General features: G+C 67.1%; 18 protein-coding genes and 1 tRNA gene. 7 read left to right on the plus strand and 12 right to left on the minus strand.

What is annotated here, in order from left to right:
- Window positions 1-18: 18 nt before the first annotated feature.
- Window positions 19-417, plus strand: a complete 399-nt coding sequence (locus tag ACOOHB_RS15360) for a DUF3499 family protein (RefSeq protein WP_420445687.1) — start codon at window positions 19-21, stop codon at window positions 415-417.
- On the opposite strand, the gene ACOOHB_RS15365 is transcribed toward ACOOHB_RS15360, so the two are convergent.
- On the minus strand, window positions 414-674 hold the full coding sequence (locus ACOOHB_RS15365) for a hypothetical protein (RefSeq protein WP_419551375.1): 261 nt from the start codon (window positions 672-674) through the stop codon (window positions 414-416). The two genes, ACOOHB_RS15360 and ACOOHB_RS15365, sit on opposite strands and share 4 nt — an antisense overlap.
- A gap of 37 nt (window positions 675-711) precedes the next feature.
- Here ACOOHB_RS15365 and ACOOHB_RS15370 point away from each other — a divergent pair, with 37 nt between their 5' ends.
- Window positions 712-969: a hypothetical protein gene (locus ACOOHB_RS15370; RefSeq protein WP_420445688.1), complete on the plus strand. Its 258-nt coding sequence runs from the start codon at window positions 712-714 to the stop codon at window positions 967-969.
- A 165-nt stretch (window positions 970-1134) separates the two neighbouring features.
- Here ACOOHB_RS15370 and ACOOHB_RS15375 read toward each other — a convergent pair whose 3' ends face one another.
- The 7 genes from ACOOHB_RS15375 to ACOOHB_RS15405 form a co-directional block, all read right to left on the minus strand.
- Window positions 1135-1401 (minus strand): cell division protein CrgA, encoded by a 267-nt coding sequence (locus ACOOHB_RS15375; RefSeq protein WP_420445689.1) that lies wholly within the window; start codon window positions 1399-1401, stop codon window positions 1135-1137.
- Between the two features lie 64 nt (window positions 1402-1465).
- Window positions 1466-3769, minus strand: coding sequence for a Stk1 family PASTA domain-containing Ser/Thr kinase (gene pknB, locus ACOOHB_RS15380; RefSeq protein WP_420445690.1), 2304 nt, complete (start codon window positions 3767-3769; stop codon window positions 1466-1468).
- 63 nt (window positions 3770-3832) lie between these two features.
- Window positions 3833-5104, minus strand: a complete 1272-nt coding sequence (locus tag ACOOHB_RS15385; RefSeq protein WP_420445691.1) for a penicillin-binding transpeptidase domain-containing protein — start codon at window positions 5102-5104, stop codon at window positions 3833-3835.
- A complete protein-coding gene (locus ACOOHB_RS15390; RefSeq protein WP_420445692.1) occupies window positions 5101-6561 on the minus strand; it encodes an FtsW/RodA/SpoVE family cell cycle protein in 1461 nt (486 codons plus the stop codon). Before ACOOHB_RS15390 ends, ACOOHB_RS15385 begins: the two co-directional genes overlap by 4 nt.
- 47 nt (window positions 6562-6608) lie before the next feature.
- The gene (locus ACOOHB_RS15395) at window positions 6609-7448 is read right to left on the minus strand and encodes a PP2C family protein-serine/threonine phosphatase (RefSeq protein ID WP_420445693.1); all 840 of its coding nucleotides are present in this window, start codon (window positions 7446-7448) and stop codon (window positions 6609-6611) included.
- 97 nt (window positions 7449-7545) lie between these two features.
- Window positions 7546-8013: an FHA domain-containing protein gene (locus tag ACOOHB_RS15400; RefSeq protein ID WP_420445694.1), complete on the minus strand. Its 468-nt coding sequence runs from the start codon at window positions 8011-8013 to the stop codon at window positions 7546-7548.
- Window positions 8013-8291 (minus strand): FHA domain-containing protein, encoded by a 279-nt coding sequence (locus ACOOHB_RS15405; RefSeq protein ID WP_420445695.1) that lies wholly within the window; start codon window positions 8289-8291, stop codon window positions 8013-8015. The genes ACOOHB_RS15400 and ACOOHB_RS15405 overlap by 1 nt, the downstream gene beginning before the upstream one ends.
- A gap of 50 nt (window positions 8292-8341) precedes the next feature.
- Here ACOOHB_RS15405 and ACOOHB_RS15410 point away from each other — a divergent pair.
- Window positions 8342-8425, plus strand: a tRNA-Leu gene (locus ACOOHB_RS15410).
- Window positions 8426-8505: 80 nt separating this feature from the next.
- Here the strand turns inward: ACOOHB_RS15410 and ACOOHB_RS15415 are convergent.
- Window positions 8506-9045 (minus strand): methylated-DNA--[protein]-cysteine S-methyltransferase, encoded by a 540-nt coding sequence (locus ACOOHB_RS15415; protein WP_420445696.1) that lies wholly within the window; start codon window positions 9043-9045, stop codon window positions 8506-8508.
- 28 nt (window positions 9046-9073) lie between these two features.
- The gene (locus ACOOHB_RS15420) at window positions 9074-10633 is read right to left on the minus strand and encodes an AlkA N-terminal domain-containing protein (protein ID WP_420445697.1); all 1560 of its coding nucleotides are present in this window, start codon (window positions 10631-10633) and stop codon (window positions 9074-9076) included.
- 159 nt (window positions 10634-10792) lie between these two features.
- Between ACOOHB_RS15420 and ACOOHB_RS15425 the strand changes: the two genes are divergently transcribed.
- Window positions 10793-11899: a helix-turn-helix domain-containing protein gene (locus ACOOHB_RS15425; RefSeq protein ID WP_420445698.1), complete on the plus strand. Its 1107-nt coding sequence runs from the start codon at window positions 10793-10795 to the stop codon at window positions 11897-11899.
- A gap of 11 nt (window positions 11900-11910) precedes the next feature.
- Window positions 11911-12267, plus strand: coding sequence for a hypothetical protein (locus tag ACOOHB_RS15430; protein ID WP_420445699.1), 357 nt, complete (start codon window positions 11911-11913; stop codon window positions 12265-12267).
- Between the two features lie 66 nt (window positions 12268-12333).
- Here ACOOHB_RS15430 and ACOOHB_RS15435 read toward each other — a convergent pair whose 3' ends face one another.
- Window positions 12334-13779 (minus strand): DUF4349 domain-containing protein, encoded by a 1446-nt coding sequence (locus ACOOHB_RS15435; protein WP_420445700.1) that lies wholly within the window; start codon window positions 13777-13779, stop codon window positions 12334-12336.
- A 27-nt stretch (window positions 13780-13806) separates the two neighbouring features.
- On the minus strand, window positions 13807-14979 hold the full coding sequence (locus ACOOHB_RS15440; RefSeq protein WP_420445701.1) for an acyl-CoA dehydrogenase family protein: 1173 nt from the start codon (window positions 14977-14979) through the stop codon (window positions 13807-13809).
- A 192-nt stretch (window positions 14980-15171) separates the two neighbouring features.
- Between ACOOHB_RS15440 and ACOOHB_RS15445 the strand changes: the two genes are divergently transcribed.
- Window positions 15172-15921 carry an MBL fold metallo-hydrolase gene (locus ACOOHB_RS15445; RefSeq protein WP_420445702.1) on the plus strand — a complete coding sequence of 250 codons (750 nt, stop codon included), beginning with the start codon at window positions 15172-15174 and terminating at the stop codon, window positions 15919-15921.
- 38 nt (window positions 15922-15959) lie between these two features.
- Window positions 15960-16820, plus strand: a complete 861-nt coding sequence (locus ACOOHB_RS15450; protein WP_420445703.1) for a sulfurtransferase — start codon at window positions 15960-15962, stop codon at window positions 16818-16820.
- Window positions 16821-16862: the final 42 nt, after the last annotated feature.

A 16862-nucleotide genomic window follows, 5' to 3' on the forward strand; every position in this document is an offset into this window, starting at 1 on the left:
CCGGTACCTTGAAAACCCATGTTGCAGTGTGTTCGAGGGATGTGCACCGAGACGGCCACCGCGGGGCTGGGCTACGAGGTGCCCCAGACAAGGGCGTGGCTCTACGACCTCGATGCCGCCACGATCGCTGGCACATCTCGCCAGCGCGACATCATCGTCCCGCTGTGCCGAGCCCATGCGGACCGGATCAAAGTTCCGGTCGGTTGGGAGTTCGTGGATCGTCGGGCGCCCGAGCCCGAACCCGTCATGGAGCGATCCAGTCCGAGCGCAAGAGCCCCCCAGAGTGCTGCCGCCTCACCGCTCTTCGAGCCCCGGTCACGCCCCGAACCGGCTGAAATGACCGAGCCCGAGCCGGAGTCCGAGCTGGCCCCGGCATCACTGCTCGAACGAGCCTTCCGAGCCGCCCCCACCCGCTAGAGCAGGCTCGCGCCTCGCGCTGCGGTGAGCACAAGCCGGCCATGGTGATTCAGAGTTGCCCGGTAGCGCACCCCTTCGGAGTCGACCAGCACCAGTTCGTTGCCTTCGCTGGCAACCTGCAGCTCGATGCCGAGTTCCGCGGACAGCTCAGCCCGGCTGGCCTCCAAAGCAGCACGCATGGCGCTGCGGCGCTGCGCCTCGTAGAGGTCCATGTCGTACTCGACAAAGTCCCCGGGCTCAGTCCCACTCGGCCGCATAGGGACACTTTCGCATAAGCGCCAGTAGCTTGGCAGCGTGAGCCTGTGGCTGGCTGTTCCGCTGTCGCTGGTGTTCATCTACATCGTGTACCGGCTTGGCCTGCGGATGATGGCGACGTTCTCACGGCCGATCCCGCCGCCGCCCCCGCCGGGGGAGCTGCGCCGTGTGCGGCTCACCTTCCGGTGCAGTCTGTGCGGCACCGAGATGCGCATGACTCGCGCCCCGGTGCAGAACCCGGATCCGCCTCGCTGCTGCAGCGAGGACATGGATCTCATTGCCAACGCGGACGAGTAGCGCCCCAGTTCACAGGTTTTCCACAAATTGGGGAAAGTCACATCGATGTAGTTCACCTTTTTGCGACATTTGCATGACTGCTACGAATGCGAGCTGTCGTGAACGACAACTGCCGCAAATGAAATCAGCGTCTCGCGGCCTCGGGACGGGCCGGCGAACCGCCGATCAGCGCCAGCGTGTCGCGAGCAGGATGCCCACCAAGACGATGCCAAGGCCAACAGCGATCCACGCGCTGTCGGGACTGCCGGGCAACCAGCTCATGTAGTTCGCCACGATCACCGCTGTGCCGGACCCGAGCAGCGCCACGATCAGCCAGCCAAACCACGAGCCGCTCGGTTCGCCATGGCTGCTTGCGCTGAGCTGCTGGGCGGGCGCGCTGGGAGGTCGCGTGCCCTTGGGAGTAATGCGGCTGGTCTTGCGGGGCCGTGCCATGGCCGATCAACCTAGTGGTCTGTCGGTGAATTGTCGGGCGATCCGCAGCACTGCCAGGCCCAGCTCAGGAATCGCTCGAACCGTCGTCCCCGCCGGGATCGGCTTCGCCCTCTGTTCCGGCTCCGCCTTCGCCGCTTCCCGCGGCGGCTTCGGCGATGACGAGCGTCACTGTGGCGAAGTTGAGCTTGATCTCGGTTCCCGGCGCCGGGTTGAGGGCGATGACCTGCCCGTCTGCCGCGTCGCCCTCAGCGACAGACTGCGTGCGACGGGTGACCGTGAAGCCAAGCTCGGTCATGGCGGCGGTGATCTCGTCGGGATCGAAGGATCCCAGCGCTTGCAGGCTCGGGACCGTGGCGATGACCGGCGGCTTCCACAGGAACATGATCACTTCGGACCCGGCGATCTGCTGCGTGCCGGGCACGGGGCTGAGTTCCCGCACATAGTCGGGATTGACATCTGGGTTCGAGGCCTCGCGAAACGAGCGCTTCACGTCGAAACCGAGCGCCTCGAGCGCTATCTGGACGTCGCCAGCGTCACGAGTGCCCAGCTCGTCCAGCGACGGCACGACCAGTACTTCAGGCCCATCGGAGACGACCAGCGTGATGACGCTGCCCCGTTCCACCGCCGCAGCGGCCTCGGGACTGCTGCGAATGACGGTCCCCTCGCTGAACTCGGTGGAGAACTCCCGCTCGACCCGGTCGACGAGCCCGAGGCGGGCCAGCGTGACCCTCGCGTCGTCGATCGTCTGCCCGATCAGGCGCGGCACCTCCACCTCGCCCCGGCCTGCTGAAACCGTCAGCGTCACGATCGTGCCTGCCGGGCGCTGTTCGGTGCTCGGAATGCTCTGCTCGGTCACGAGCCCGATCGACAGGTTGTCGTTGCGCACGTCGATGCGCTCGACGCTGAAGCCGGCCGCCACCAGCAGTGTCTCAGCCTCTTGGTACGTTCGCCCGACCACATTGGGCAACAGGACCAGGGTGCGTGGCGCAGCGACGAACAGGGTGATCGGGTTGTCGGGATCGTTCGGCTCGGCGAGCAGCAGCCCAGCGCGGGGGTTCTGCTGGAAGACGACGTTCTCGTCGACGTCGTCGCGTTCGGAGAACTCGATGCTGGCGTGATCGAAGCCGACGTCGGCGAGCTCGCGCTCGGCTTCGGCGAAGTGCAAGCCCACCACGTTGGGTACTCGCAACCGCACGTCGGAAGTGCTCTCGGGCTCGGTCACGACTTCCGATTCGCCACGGTCGTTGACCAGCAGGAACACCAGCCCCGCGATGACCAGCAGCAACACGACGAGCAGCGTGATCCACATCGGCGTGCGGTCCGGCGGCTCGACAGCGCTGGGCGGTGGGCCCTGCGGGTACTGCGGCGGGTACTGCGTGTGGCCGTAAGGGTTCGTAGGCGGGGTAGCGGGCGGCTGCGGGTAGGCGGGCGGTGCGGCCTGGGCGGACCCGGGCGCTTGCTGTGCCGCCGACGGCGTGGAGGCCGTCACCACAGGGAAATACGCCGTGACATCGATCGCTGAGGCATGAGTCGGCTGGCCTGCCCGGAACCGCAGCAGGTCGTTGCGCATCTCGGCGGCTGAGCCATAGCGGGCATCGGGATCTTTGGCGAGCCCGCGCAGGCAGATGGCTTCGAGCTCGTGGGGAACGTCGGCGTTGTAGCGCGACGGCGGGACCGGAACCTCCTGCACGTGCTTGTAGGCGATGGCCACCGGACTGTCGCCGGTGAACGGCGGCCCCGCCGCGAGCACCTCATAGAGCACGACGGCCAGCGAGTACACGTCGCTGCGCGGGTCCGCGTCCTGCCCCTGGGCCTGCTCGGGCGACAAGTACGTGGCTGTGCCCATCACCGAACCGGTGCGTGTCAGGTCGTCAGAACCGCCGCCGAGCGCCCGTGCGATGCCGAAGTCGGCCACCTTGACCTGGCCGGACTGGGTGATCATGACGTTGCCCGGCTTGATGTCGCGGTGCACGACGCCGTTGCTGTGAGCGAACGCCAGCGCCGCGGCAATGTCAATGGCGATGTCGGCGGCGCGATCGGGGTGCAGCGGACCCTCGCTGCGGATGACCTCAGCCAGGCTCCGTCCCTCGACGTACTCCATCACGATGAAGTAGGTGCCCTCGTGGTTGCCCCAGTCGTACACGCCGACCACGTTCGGCTGGCTCAGGTTCGCTGCGGCTTGGGCCTCGCGCCGGAACCGCTCGACGAACGACGAGTCGGTCGCGAACTCGGGGAACAGCACCTTGACGGCGACAGGCCGATCGAGCAGGCGGTCGCGGCCCAGGAACACCTCGGACATCCCGCCCCGGGCGATACGGCTGAACAGCTCGTAGCGGCCGCCGAAGATTGGGTTGTCGGTGTCTGCCATGGGCACAGGGCAATTGCTGCCAGGTCGGGCCGTCGTGCCGGCGGGGTGGCTGCAAGGTTCGGGCTACGGGCCGACTTCGAATGAGGTCGGGACTGCCCGCAGCGCTAGGGCGGCTTCCGCTGCGGTCGCAGCGATCATCATTGCCAAGGTACCGCCGGCCTGCGGGTCGCCCACGTCAAGACCAGTGTCGGGTTCGAGGAGCACCGCGACGGCGACCGTGGGTGCTTCTGCTGGGGCCAGCAGCACCGCCCAACTGCCGGTTCGTTCGCGGTCGCTGTTTGGATCAAGCAGTTGGCCGGTCGCGACCGCTGCGGGAAACTCGACGCCGTCGGTCGGTGCGAGGCTGATCGAAGCGAGCTGCGCCTGTGCTGCCATGCGCGCCAGCAACCCAGCTGCATCAGCGATCTCGAAGATGCGACCGGCGTCGCGCGGCGTTGTCTGTGCGGATCCATCCGGGCTGGGCGGCTCGCCCTCGCCCGAGCGGGAGGCCGAGCGCGCGTCAACGCGTTGCACCACGTAGGGGCGCATCCGCACCCCGTCGTTGGCGATCGCAGCAGCGGCCAACGCCAGTTGAAGCGGTGTCAGGGGCACCCCGACGCCGAAGACGGCGCCGTCGGGTTCGCCGGGCAGATCGATGCCTGTCGAACCAAGCTGCCGGCGCGCCCCGTCCAGCAATTCGTCCCCGGTCGCATCGAGCGCGGCGTCGGCGCTGAGGGGGTAGTGGCGTTGGTAGGCGCGTGCCACCGGCGGCGAGGCACTGGTTGCAACTGCATCGGGTGCCAGCAGAACTTGCGCGTTGGGGTCGAAGCTGGGACGCGACCACATCGCCACGATGGCGCCGGTCGCGGGGTCCACGACAACGACGGCGCCGTCACGGTCTCCGAGCGCGGCGCGGGCGGTGAGCTGCACACCGTGGTTCACCGTCAAGATCACGTCGCCGACTCGGCCGCTGTCGGCGAACAGGTCGGCCAGCTGTGTCACGGCGACATCAATCGCGGTTCCTGACAGCTCGGCATCCCAGCTGCGCTCGAGACCGCTCGCGCCCGCAGCGGGTGAGAGGTAGCCCGCGATGTGGGCGTAGAGCGAGCCGTGAGGGTAGGTGCGCACCTGCACGGCGCCGGAGTCGTCTGGGCCGATGCCGGGCGCGATCGTCTCACCGTCCGCGCTGATGATCGCACCGCGCGCCGAACCGATGGCGGCCGCCGCTGCACGTGTGTTGAGTTCGTGACGGCGCAGCTCGTCGGCGCCCAGGAAGCCGATGTTGGTGAGCTGCACCAGCAGCACAGCGAAACTCACTGCGAGCGCGACGGCCAACCGTGTGATGCGCCGGTTCACGGGTCAACCAGTGGCAGCTGTTGAGGCTCGCCGTGGGAGGGATCGCTCGCGGGTCGACGTCTGCGACGCGCTGGCCTGACGGTGGGGGCACGGAGTTCGCCCGTCGGATCGTCCCCCGCCGCTGAGTCGTGGCCCGGACGGCGGGGCATACGGAGTTGCGTCGGTTCGGACACCCTTGGCGCGCTCTGCTCGAGTCGCAAGGTGCCGCTGACATCGGAAACTGCCAGCAGCATCGCGACGGCGATGCAGTTGCCGAGGTGTGCCGCAGGTCCATGGGCCACGAACGGCAGGGCGCCGACGGTGTGCGGAAGCAGCCGCAGCACCCCTGCGATGGTGGCAAGCGCCTGCAGCCCTATCACGGCGGTTGCCGTGGCAGCGAGCAGTCGATGCGTCTTCCGTGCCCGCTGGGCGATTCCAGCGCCGACCCCGACGAGCAGCATGAACGCAGCCAGCAGCGCTGCGCCGCCCAGAATGCCGAGTTCCTCCGCGATGACGGCGAAGACGAAGTCGCTGTGTACCGCCGCGATCCGTTGCGGAGCGCCGAGGCCGGGGCCCGCGCCGCTGATCCCGCCGGCGCTGATCGCGAACGCCGCCTCGACGGTGGATGCCCCCTCGCCAACAGCCCACGGGTCCTGCCAGTGGCGCATCTGTGCGGACAGCCAGTCGTACACCGAGGCGAGCACGATGACGCCGACTCCGTAGGTGGCGATCACGCCGCCGAGTGCGCGTGTGCGTGTTGCCCGAGCGACCGTCGGCAGTTCGCTGCCGACGAGATCGTCGCCGTCAAGCCACAGCGGCAACCATGCCGCTGCGAAGATCAACACCGACGACGCGAGGTCGCCTTGGGCGATGAGCAGCGTCCACGCTCCGACCGCAGCGACGATTGCGCCCACGGCATGGCGGTGAGGCACCAAGCGAGCCGGCAGCCAACGCGGGGCGGTGACCGTGAGCCCGCAGGCCGCCAGGATCACGCCGAGTTTGGCCACGCCGTACGGCTGCACGTTGAGCGATCCGAGGCTCAGCCACTGCCGGGCCGGTTCGTAGGCGCCGCCGGACACATCGATCCCGCTGGCGAAGCTGCCGAGCCCAGCCAGCACTGCGGCGATGAGACCGCAGGCGCTTGGACGTTGCATGAACCAGTCGAGGCGACGCATGGCGACCAAGGTCCCCACGAGGGCTGCGAACCCCGCCAGCACCGCGAACGTGTGGCCCCGTGCCAGTGCCGGATCGATCCGGACCACGAAGACCCAGCCGATGCCGATGAGCAAACCGACGACGCCGAAGAGAATCTCGTTGCTGTTCGGAGCCAATCGCCTGATTGCGACACGGGTCGCCGCGCCGCCGAGCAGAACGGTTCCCAACCAGACCGCCGTGCCCCACAGCGATCCAGTGTCGTCGTTGCGCGACACACCGATGGCGGCGACCGCGAAGGCAGCACAGACCACCACGGTCGCCATTGCTGCAAGCGCAGACTCGGTGCGGCGTCGCGCGCGCAGAGGTGGCCTCAGCGTGAGCGAGAACGCCGCCAGCTGCGCCGTCTGGGCGTGCTTTGCGTGCTGTCGCCCATCCGTGTGACTTCGGCGTCGGGAGCGGTCGGGGCGATCTCGATCCCTTCGATGTTGACGTCCACCACCAGCGCCGTGGAGTTGTCGCGTCCCCCGCGTTCGTTGGCCTGACGCACAAGCGAGCGTGCCACGTCTGATGGATGCTCATCGGTGTCCAGCAGCTCGGCGATTTCGTCTTCGGCCAGTTCGTTGGTGACGCCGTCGGTGCACAGCAGGAAGCGGTCATTGCCGGTGAGGCCGAGGATCCAGTCGTCGATCAGCACATCTGGTTCCACGCCGATGGCTCGAGTGAGCGTGTTGCGCCGGGGATGGTCGGCGGCCTGCTCGACCGTGAGATCGCCGGCCCGGATCATCTCGGCAACGAAGTTGTGGTCGATGGTGAGCTGGGTGAGCTCGCCCCCTTGGAAGCGGTAGACACGCGAATCACCGACGTTGACCAGGCACCACACCCGGCTGTCGTCTCTTTGCACCACGGCAATGGCACACAACGTGGTGCCCATGCCGGCGAGATCTGGATGGGCGGTCGAGCGATGGTGCACGACCTGGTTGGCGTGGCGGACGGCCGCCTGCAGCTCCGCCGGCGTTGAGGGGGAGTTGGCCGCAACGGTCTTCACGGCGAGGCTGGATGCGACGCTGCCGCCGAGGTGACCGCCCATTCCGTCGGCCACCACGAACAGACCGATGTCGGCGTACATGGCGTCCTGGTTCTCGGCGCGGCGCAGTCCCCGGTCGGACGCTCCGCCCCAGCGGATGCGCATCTGGCGGGCGGGGGCACTCATTGCGGACCAGTCTCGCGGCTTTGCCGGGCATCGGCACAGCCGAGTGCCGCGCACGCAGGGCGCGGCCAGTCCGCGATGTGGGCGCAGCGGGGTTCTGTCATGGGCTGACCTCGAAGACGGTGGAGCCGACTTGCACGTAGTCGCCGAGGCGCACAACGGTGGCGTTGGCGACCTTCTGGCGATTCAGGTAGGTCCCGTTCGTCGATCCCAGATCCTCCAGCAGGTGCTGGGCGCCGTTGCGGTACAGACGGGCATGAGATTGCGATGAGTAGCTGTCGGAGATGATCACGTCACACTCGGCGCTGCGCCCGATGGTCAGCGTGTCGGCCAGCAGATGCCGTTCGCCCTGAGCGCTCAGCGGCGAGCGCACGACGAGCGCCAATGGCTGCGGGGTGGCGTTGCCGTTGGGGGGCCCGTCGCCTCGCAGCGCAAGCAGCGATCTCCAGCCGAGGTGATTGCGGGGTGTCGCCACACCGGCCCACACGGCGCGCATGACCCGGAAGAAGAACAGGTAGAGCAGGACAAGCACGCCCAGCGCGAGCAGCCGCACCAGCTGCTCGGACATCAGCTCAGCTCCAGCCGCAGTTCGTGGGTGCCGATGGTGACGACATCGCCGTGGGCCAGACGATCGCTGGTCATCTCGATCCCGTTCAGCAGCGTCCCGTTGACGCTGGCCAGGTCCACCAGGAGCAGGCCATCTGCGTCCTCGCGTATCTGGGCGTGTCGTCGTGAGACCTTGGGGCCGTCGACCACGATGTCGCAGTCGTCGCGCCGCCCGATGACGGTCGAATGCCCCAGTTCGTGGCACTGTCCGTCGCTGCCGACCAAGCTGGCGCCAACCACGACGGCCCAGTGTAGGAGCGCAGGTTCGCGGGCTAGCCTGACCGCCCCACGCGCGAGTGGCGGAATTGGCAGACGCGCAGGCTTCAGGTGCCTGTGCCCGTAAGGGTGTGAGGGTTCAAGTCCCTCCTCGCGCACTGCGGCGACGACGTGGTGGCAGCCGGTGCGGGGCGTGGCCAGCGGACTGCTGTTCAGTCGATCTGTTCAGTCGATCTGTTCAGTCGAGGGCGCCCTCGTGTTCGAGCAATTGCGACTTGAGGTCGAGGCCGCCGCCGAAGCCCACGAGCGAGCCGTTGGCGCCGATGACCCGGTGGCATGGCAGCACGATCGGCACGGGGTTGCGGCCGTTCGCCTGGCCCACGGCCCGCACGGCTTTCGGCCTGCCGATCAGCGACGCCTGCTCTCCGTAGCTGCGGGTGCTGCCGTAGGGGATGTCACCGAGCGCCCGCCACGCCGCCACTTGAAAAGGGGTGCCTCGCAAGTCGAGTGGCAGGTCGAAGCTGGTGCGCTTCCCGTCGAAGTACTCGTCGAGTTGCTGCGCGGCCTGGTGCAGGATCGGGTGGGCGGGATCTTCGACCATGTCGTCGGGCAGCTTGACGGAGGTCTCCTCGCCACGCCATGAGACGGCGCGCAACCCCTGTTCGGTTGCCACCAAGCCCAACGGTCCGATCGGGCTGTCGATGGTCGTGTGCCAGTGCGTGTCCGCGCTGGCGGCTGCCGTGTCGGCGGGACCGGTGCTGGAATTCGATGGGCTCATGTGTTGCTCCAGAGTTCTCATAGGCCCCTCAGCGAAGGGTCGGTACTGCTTGGCCGGCGGAGTGCCACAGATGCTGCGCAGCCCACGCACGGTAGGGGCGCCAGCGTTGGGCCAGCGAGTCGATTTCCCGTGGCTGCATCGGATGGCCCACCAGGCGCTCAATTGCCCGGCGCAGGCCGAGGTCGGAGGCGGGGAATGCGTCGTCGTGGCCGAACACCCGCATCGCGATGAGATGTGCGGTCCAGGGCCCGATGCCGGGCAGTTCACAGAGTTGGGCCACGGTGGCTTCGAGGGTGTCGGTGGCGCTCAGGTCCACGTCGCCGCTGGCCACTGCACGGGAGATGCCGACAATGGTGTCGATTCGTCGCTGGGTGAATCCCAGCCCCGCGAGCCCTGCCGGTCCGGCATCAGCGAGCTTCGCTGCGTCCGGGAAGAGGTGAGTCAGTGGCACCGAAACGTCTTCGCCGTGCTCGATGCGCGCAGTTGAACCTGGGCAGCATTCCAAGAGCGCATCAATCGGTGTGCCGAAGCGCTGGGCGATCCGGCCGGACATCGTGGACGCTGCGGCGAGCGAAATCTGCTGCCCGACGACGATGCGGATAGCGGTCTCGAAGCGGTCCCATGAGCGCGGCACGCGCAAGCCCGGTGCGCCCCGCACAAGCGACCCGATGAGCGGATCGTCGGCGAGCGCAGCTGCAGCCGCCGAAGGATTGGTGTCGGTACCGAGCAAGGCCCGTGCGCGGCTCACGGCGTCGATGATTGAGTCGTACGTCGGCAGGTGCAGCCGCAGCTGAAGCTGTTCGCCGTTGCCTAGCACGGCCGCCATTGGGGCGGCGCTGGGTGGCACGGCCGCCATGGAGGCGGCGCTGGCACGGGTTGGAGGCGGCGCTGGTTGGGCCACCTCGACGATGCCGGCGTGCCCGTACGCGCTGAAGCTGCGGACATAAGCGGCTGAGCCGCCAGCACCGGTGACGGCCTCGACACCTGGTATGGCTCTGGAGGCCTGGTGCGAGATGAACGCCTCGAAGTCGAACGGCGCCAAGTACGGCAATGCGAGCACAAGGCCGCCGTCGAGGCGAGGCCGTTCGCCTCGGCGCCGTTTCGACCGCAACTCCGTGGGGGTGAAACGAAACACCGAAGTAATGGCTCTGTGAAGCTGGCGCGGCCCGCCGAAGCCCGCAGCACGGGCGATCTCGGTGAACGTCAGATCGGTGTCGTCGATCAGGCAGCGGGCGAAGTGCGCCCTGCGCGACCGGGCGATGGTTGTGGGAGTCGCGCCGACATGGTGCTCGAACAGCCGCCGTAGCTGGCGGGCGCTGTATCCCACGTGGGCCGCCAGTGCCTCTTCGTCGTGGTGATCGAGAAAGCCGTCGTTGATGCGCAGCAGTGCCGCTCCGACCGGCGAGGGCACATCCAGATCAGCCAGAGAGCCGGCGCGACGTTCTGGATGGCAACGCAGGCATGGACGGAAGCCAGCCACCTCGGCGGCCACCGGGTTGGAGTAGTGCGTCACGTTGTGCGGCAATGGCTGTGCCGAGCAGTCTGCTCGGCAGTAGATGCCCGTGGTGAGAACGGCTTCTACCTGCATGCAGCGAGTCTGGCCCGCAACGATCGGACATAAACGGACATTGCGATGGAGGTCCGAATGTGTCCGATTCACTTGGCATCAGCTCATGACGCTTGCCGAGAGCAAGCAATCGCCGCATCCCAGGGTGGAAATTAGTCTCGAATGTGCGAATATGGCACAGTGAAGACCGAGACAGCAAGCGACCTCGGCATCCGGGTAGCTGAGGCACGTGAGCTTGCGGGAATGACGCAGGCCGAGTTGGCGGCGGTCAGTGACTTGGGTCGGACCGTCATTGCCAAGATTGAGGCCGGCTCTCGCAAGCTCGGTGCCGCCGAACTTGTCCGTCTCGCGGAGTCTCTCCGTCGTCCGGTGGATTGGTTCTTCTTGGAATCCCCCCCGGCGGTGGTGAGCAGGCGCTCTGACCCGAACATTCGCGGGCTGTCGGCGCCGCTGGATGCCAGGGTCGACTGGATTGCCCGGGACATTGCTGACCTGCATCAGTTGGACGAGCTGCCGAAGTACGAACGGTTTGTGCAGGCGCCACCTGAGTCCGTGGACGGCGCAGCGAGAGCGGCAGGTGCACTTCGACGACATCTTGAAGTCCCCGATGGCCCGCTGCGTGATCTGCAAGCTCTTGCTGAGCGAATCGGCTTATTCGTCTTCTCGCTCAACCTTGGCGTCGACGGCGGCGATGCTGCATACGTTGCTGTCGAGGACGCTGGCGTGGTGGTGATCAACGGCAAGATGGACCCCGGGCGACGTCGATTCAATCTCGCACACGAACTTGGGCACCATGTCTTTCAGGACGCCTATGCACCAGAAGTCCGACTCTCGCCTCAAGACGACACCGAGCGCTTGATCAACGCCTTCGCGATTCACCTGTTGCTGCCGCTCGGCGATGCGCGATCGCTCGTTGAAGAGTTCTCAGCCGATGTGCGGCTTGCAGCCGTTGCTGCCGGCGTGCGGTTTCGGCTGAGCTGGACGGCCGTGTGTGCACAGCTGCGCAACGCCGGACTCGTGGATGCGGGTTCATATGAGGACTTGGTGGCTCAACCGCCTTCTCGTGTCGATTTCATCGAATTGGGCGAGCGGTGGCAACCAGAGTTGGAGGCACCCGCGGTGCCTCCCAAGTACGGGCGGCGTGTGCTCTCGGCATATAGGCGCCGGAAGCTAACCGCCGAGCGCGCGGCGGAACTTCTCTGGGAAACACTGACCGTCGCGGAATTGCCAGACCAAGTCGAACTGTCGGCCGAGGTGTATCGACGGGAGTTTGGATCGGTTGAGTGACGCGGGAGTTGGTGTTCGACACCACCGCGTTGAACTATTTCGCCCTCGGAAACGTTCAACTCTCGGCTAGCGACCTAGCTTTGTTCGCTCGTTACAAGCGGGAATTGGGCGGCGGCCCGAGTAAGAACCTCGGCGAGGCGGCTGTTCTCGCGTGGTGCGCGAGCACCGGCGGCACGGCCATTATCGATGAATCCCGTGCTCGGGATATCGCGCACCAAGACGGCATAGCTGTTCACGGGTCGCTGTGGTTGATCCAGCTCGGTGTGAAATCGAATCTCCTTGACCGATCTGCCGCCATAACGCTGATTGATCAGCTCCGTTCGGCTGGCATGTATCTCCCCCGAGACAGCGCGGCTCTCGTGGCGTGACTGTCGGTCAACAGGAATCGCCGATCGATGTTCGTTGACGACTTCAGAACCCGTGGGTCGCCTAGATCAGCCTTGATGTTCGGTGCCGCTGGCGACAGCTCGCCGGGCTCGGCGGCGACGCAGCCACCACCACGCCACCCAGAGCGCGATCGCGATGACTGGCAAGAACGGGAGCAGAGCGCCGATGACCAGCAGCACTCCGTTGCCCACGGCCACGAGCGCATCCCAACCGCCGCTCAGCGCATCGCCGAAGCCCGGTGGCGAGTCGTCCTCGATAATCAAGATGTGGAGCGTGTGGCTGCGAGCCAGGCGCGGCCCCTCTTGCCCGCTGTCGGTCACGGGCACGGCGCTCAGCCGGACATCAACCTCGAGGCCCCGGGTGGCCACCCGCCCGGCAATGCGACCGTCTTCGACCGTTTCGTGCAGCGTGGCGACGGCGCGCTCGCCGGGTTCGATCCTCTCGAGGTTCATGCCTTCGGGAACCGTCAGGTCGTCGTTGCCGAACCGCAGCGCATTCGAGCTGAGAGTCACCTCGGTGAGGGTGGTCTCGCCGTCGTTCTCCAGCTCGATGCAGATTCCCACCTCGCCTTCGGACGGTGCGACGAGATCGGTGAATCCCAGGCAGGGGTCGTCGTCGCCGGAGGCCAGCCATGAACGCAGAATCACCGACGTCGGCGGCACCGCCTCGACCGACTCGGTGATCATCAGCGTGATCGTGGCCAGGTCGACCCGGTCTCGCAGCGAGCGCAGCTGGCCTCGGAGCCGCTCCAGGTTCGTCTCGCGCTGGGCGAGCTCGCGTTCCAGCTCGGCCACGCCCTCCACGTCGGTGGCACGGCTGAGGAAGTCCCGAAGCCGCTCCACGCTGGTCTCGGCGGTGGAGATGCGGCTGGTGAGGTCGACGACGATGTCGGTGACGTCTTCGGCGCTGACGCTCTGTTCCACAAGTTCGCCGACGTTCGACAGGCGCTCCAGCGCGACCGAGAATTGTTCGGGTCGCACCTTGAACGTCAGCGTGGTGTGGGCCCGACCCTGGGTGTAGGTCTCCTGGCCGAACGTGAGACCGCCCAGCCCTTGAATGATCGAGGTGGCCTGCGCAGCCGCGGCGGCCACGTCGGCAGCTTCGACCGAGATCCAGGCCGTGCGGATGATGTCGCGGCCCAGATCGGTGAGTACAACCGGTGGTGTGCCAGCCAAGGAGGCTGAGCCCGACTCGTCCGAGTCTTGGAGCAATCTGACTTCAACCGTCTCCGCGCCCCCGAGGGAGGATGGTTCGTCCATTTCCTCCTCCGCCATGGCCGTTTCCATGTCATCGGCCATGGCGAATTCGCCGTCGGGCATGTCCGAATCGGAGGTGGCAAACGCCGCGGCCGCTTCCTCGGTGTATGAGGTGTAGGCGTCATCATCGCCACCAGCGCAGGCCGCAGCCAGCAGCGTGAGGGCAAGTGCCGCCGCGATGAACTGCCACACAGCTCCTTTGCGTTGTCGGCGAACGTGGTCGGTGGCGGCGGTCATGGCGTGCTCCTTTTGTGAGCGGTGGTGTCAGCGGAAAGCTGGGATGTTGGTGATCTGCTGGCCGAGGATCAGCCCGTGGATCTCCTCGGTGCCCTCGTAGGTCATGACCGATTCCATGTTCGCCGCGTGGCGCATCGGCGCATATTCGGTGGAGACCCCGTTGGCGCCCATCATCGCTCGAGCGGTGCGGGCCACATCGATGGCCACCCGGCAGTTGTGCCGCTTCGCCATCGAGATGTGATGCGGTCGCAGCCGGTGCTGTTCCTTGAGCTGCCCAAGGCGCATTGCCTGCAGGTTGGCGTTGGTGATCGACGTGAGCATGTCGGCGAACTTGATCTGGCTGATCTGGAAGCTGGCCAGCGGCTTGCCGAATTGGGGGCGTTCGAGCTGGTAGTCCAGCGCTGCCTCGTAGCAGCAGCGGGCCACGCCCACGGCCCCGAAGACAATGCCGAAGCGCGCTTCTGACAGGCAGCTCAGCGGCGCGCCGATGCTCAGCGCATCGGGTAGGCGCATCGACTCGGGCACTTCGACATCGTCCATGTAGAACTCGCCGGTCACCGAGGCCCGCAGCGAGAGCTTGTTCTGGATCTTGCGGGCCTCGAAGCCCGGCGAGTCGGTGGGCACGAGGAAGCCCCGGAAGCCGTCGTCGGTGTTGGCCCACACGATGGCCAGGTAGGCCAGCCCGGCGTTGGTGATCCAGCGCTTGGCGCCGTTGAGGATCCAGGTGTCGCCCCGGCGAACCGCCCGAGTGGTCATCGAGACCGGGTCGGAGCCATGGTCGGGCTCGGTCAGCCCGAAGCAGCCGATGATCTCGCCGGCGGCCATGCGCGGCAGCCACGTCTCCTTCTGCTCGGTCGAGCCGTAGCGCCAGATCGGGAACATGCACAGCGAGCCCTGCACCGAGACGAAGCTGCGCAGCCCGCTGTCGCCGGCCTCCAGCTCCCGGCAGGCCACGCCGTAGGCCATGGCCGAAGCGCCCGCACAGCCGTAGCCGTCGAGGTGCATGCCCAGCAGGCCCATGTCGGCGATCGTCGGGACCAGCTCCATCGGGAAGGTGCCCGCCTCGAAGTGGTCGCCCACGATCGGATCCCACTCCTTGGCCACGAAGGTGGCGACGGTGTCGCGGATCATCTCCTCCTCGTCGGTGAGGAACTCGTCCATCTCGTAGAAATCCGACAGCGGGGCAGGCGTGAGGCTCATGGGCGAATACTGCCGCGCTGGCGAAGGGCGGGCCAGCCAGCCGCTCGGATCGTCGCCGAACAGACATGCATCCGACATGGGCTGCCCGGCGGCGAAACCTGTCGCCGCGATAGATCTGTGGCGTTCCGCAGTGCCGTCGCCGGTGCGGTCCCCAGTGCCTTCCCGTCTCCAATCGCAGTACTGTGCGCTGCTATGTCCGAGGACCCACAGGCGACGCCGCCGCCCGCCGAGAGCAGGCTCTATTTCCGCCAGCTGCTGTCGGGTCAGGATTTCGCCACCGGTGACCCGATCGCCCGCCAGATGGTGAATTTCTCCTACCTGATCGGCGACAGGGAGACCCGCGAGGCGGTCGTTGTGGATCCGGCCTACGACGTCGACGACCTGCTCGGCATCCTCGCCGAAGACGACATGGCGCTCACCGGTGTGCTGGCCACGCATTTCCACGCAGACCACATCGGCGGGAACATGATGGGTTACAGCATCGAAGGCGTGGCTCAGCTGCTCGAGCGCCAGGGCACCAAGATCCACCTGCAGGCGCCCGAAGCCGAGCTGGTGCGAAAGACGACGGGCATCTCGGTGAGCGACATGGAGCTGCACGCGCCGGGCGATGTTGTGTCGGTGGGGGCAATCGACATCGAGCTGCTGCACACCCCGGGGCATACGCCCGGCAGTCAGTGCTTCCTGGTGGCAGGGGCGCTGGTGGCCGGCGACACGCTGTTCCTCGACGGCTGCGGGCGCATGGACCTGCCCGGCAGCGATCCTGCTGCGATGTACCGCTCGCTGCACGACACGCTTGCCAAGGTGCCCGACTCGACTGTGCTGTTTCCCGGGCACCGGTACTCGTTCGAGCCGAGCGCCACCATGGGCCAGACACGCCAGATGAACTACGTCTTCAAGCCAAGCAGCGAGGCGCAGTGGCTGATGATGTTCGGGCAGGGCTGACGTGATGTGTTCTGCGCCGAGGGTGTGATGGTGGCGCAGTGGCTGATGATGTTCGGGCAGGGCTGATGCCTGGGTCTGCTGCGCCGCTGCCGCCCATTGTCGATTCGGCCCAGATTGCGGGCCGCGATGACGTCGTGATGTGCGACGTGCGCTGGTACCTCGATGGCCGCTCAGGGCTCGACGCCTACCTGGACGGCCACATTGCCGGCGCCATTTGGGTGGATCTGGACGTTCACCTGTCGGCGCACGGCGGGCCAGAGCATGGCCGCCATCCGCTGCCGGGTGCGCAGAGCTTCGCTGACTCGCTCGGCGAGCTTGGCATCGGCCCTGATGACACCGTTGTGGCCTACGACGATCAGGGCGGGCTGCCCGCCAGCCGGCTCGTGTGGATGCTGCGTGTGCTCGGCCACGACGCGGCGCTGCTCACCGGCGGTCTGCAGGCGTGGCCCGGCTCGACGGCGACCGAGCGGAACCACCGTGCGCCGGTGACGTGCCCGGTGCGGGGCTGGCCCGATGGCGCGTTCGTTGACATCGACGCAGCAGCGGCAGCCGGTGCCGGCGCCAACAGCGTGCTCATCGATGCCCGCGGCGGCGATCGCTACCGCGGCGAGACCGAGCCGATCGACGCCCGGCCAGGGCACATCCCCGGGGCGGCCAACGTGCCGTTCGCCGACAACTTCGACGCCGGCGGCTTCTTCGCTGACCTAGCGACGCTGCGAGCCCGTTACGAATTCGAAGGCGTCGCAGACGCAGACGAGACCGTCATCTATTGCGGATCGGGTGTCAGCGCCTGCACGGACGCGCTCGCGATGGAGCACGCCGGGCTCGGCCGCCCGAGCGTCTACATCGGATCGTGGTCGCAGTGGAGCCACACCGACCGCCCCGCCGAGACTGTCTGAGCGATCTAGCCTCGCCGCCGCGCCTGCTGACGGGACTGTTCC

Origin of the sequence: Candidatus Poriferisodalis sp. (assembly GCF_965215815.1) — a bacterium.
Taxonomy (GTDB): Bacteria; Actinomycetota; Acidimicrobiia; order Acidimicrobiales; family Poriferisodalaceae; genus Poriferisodalis.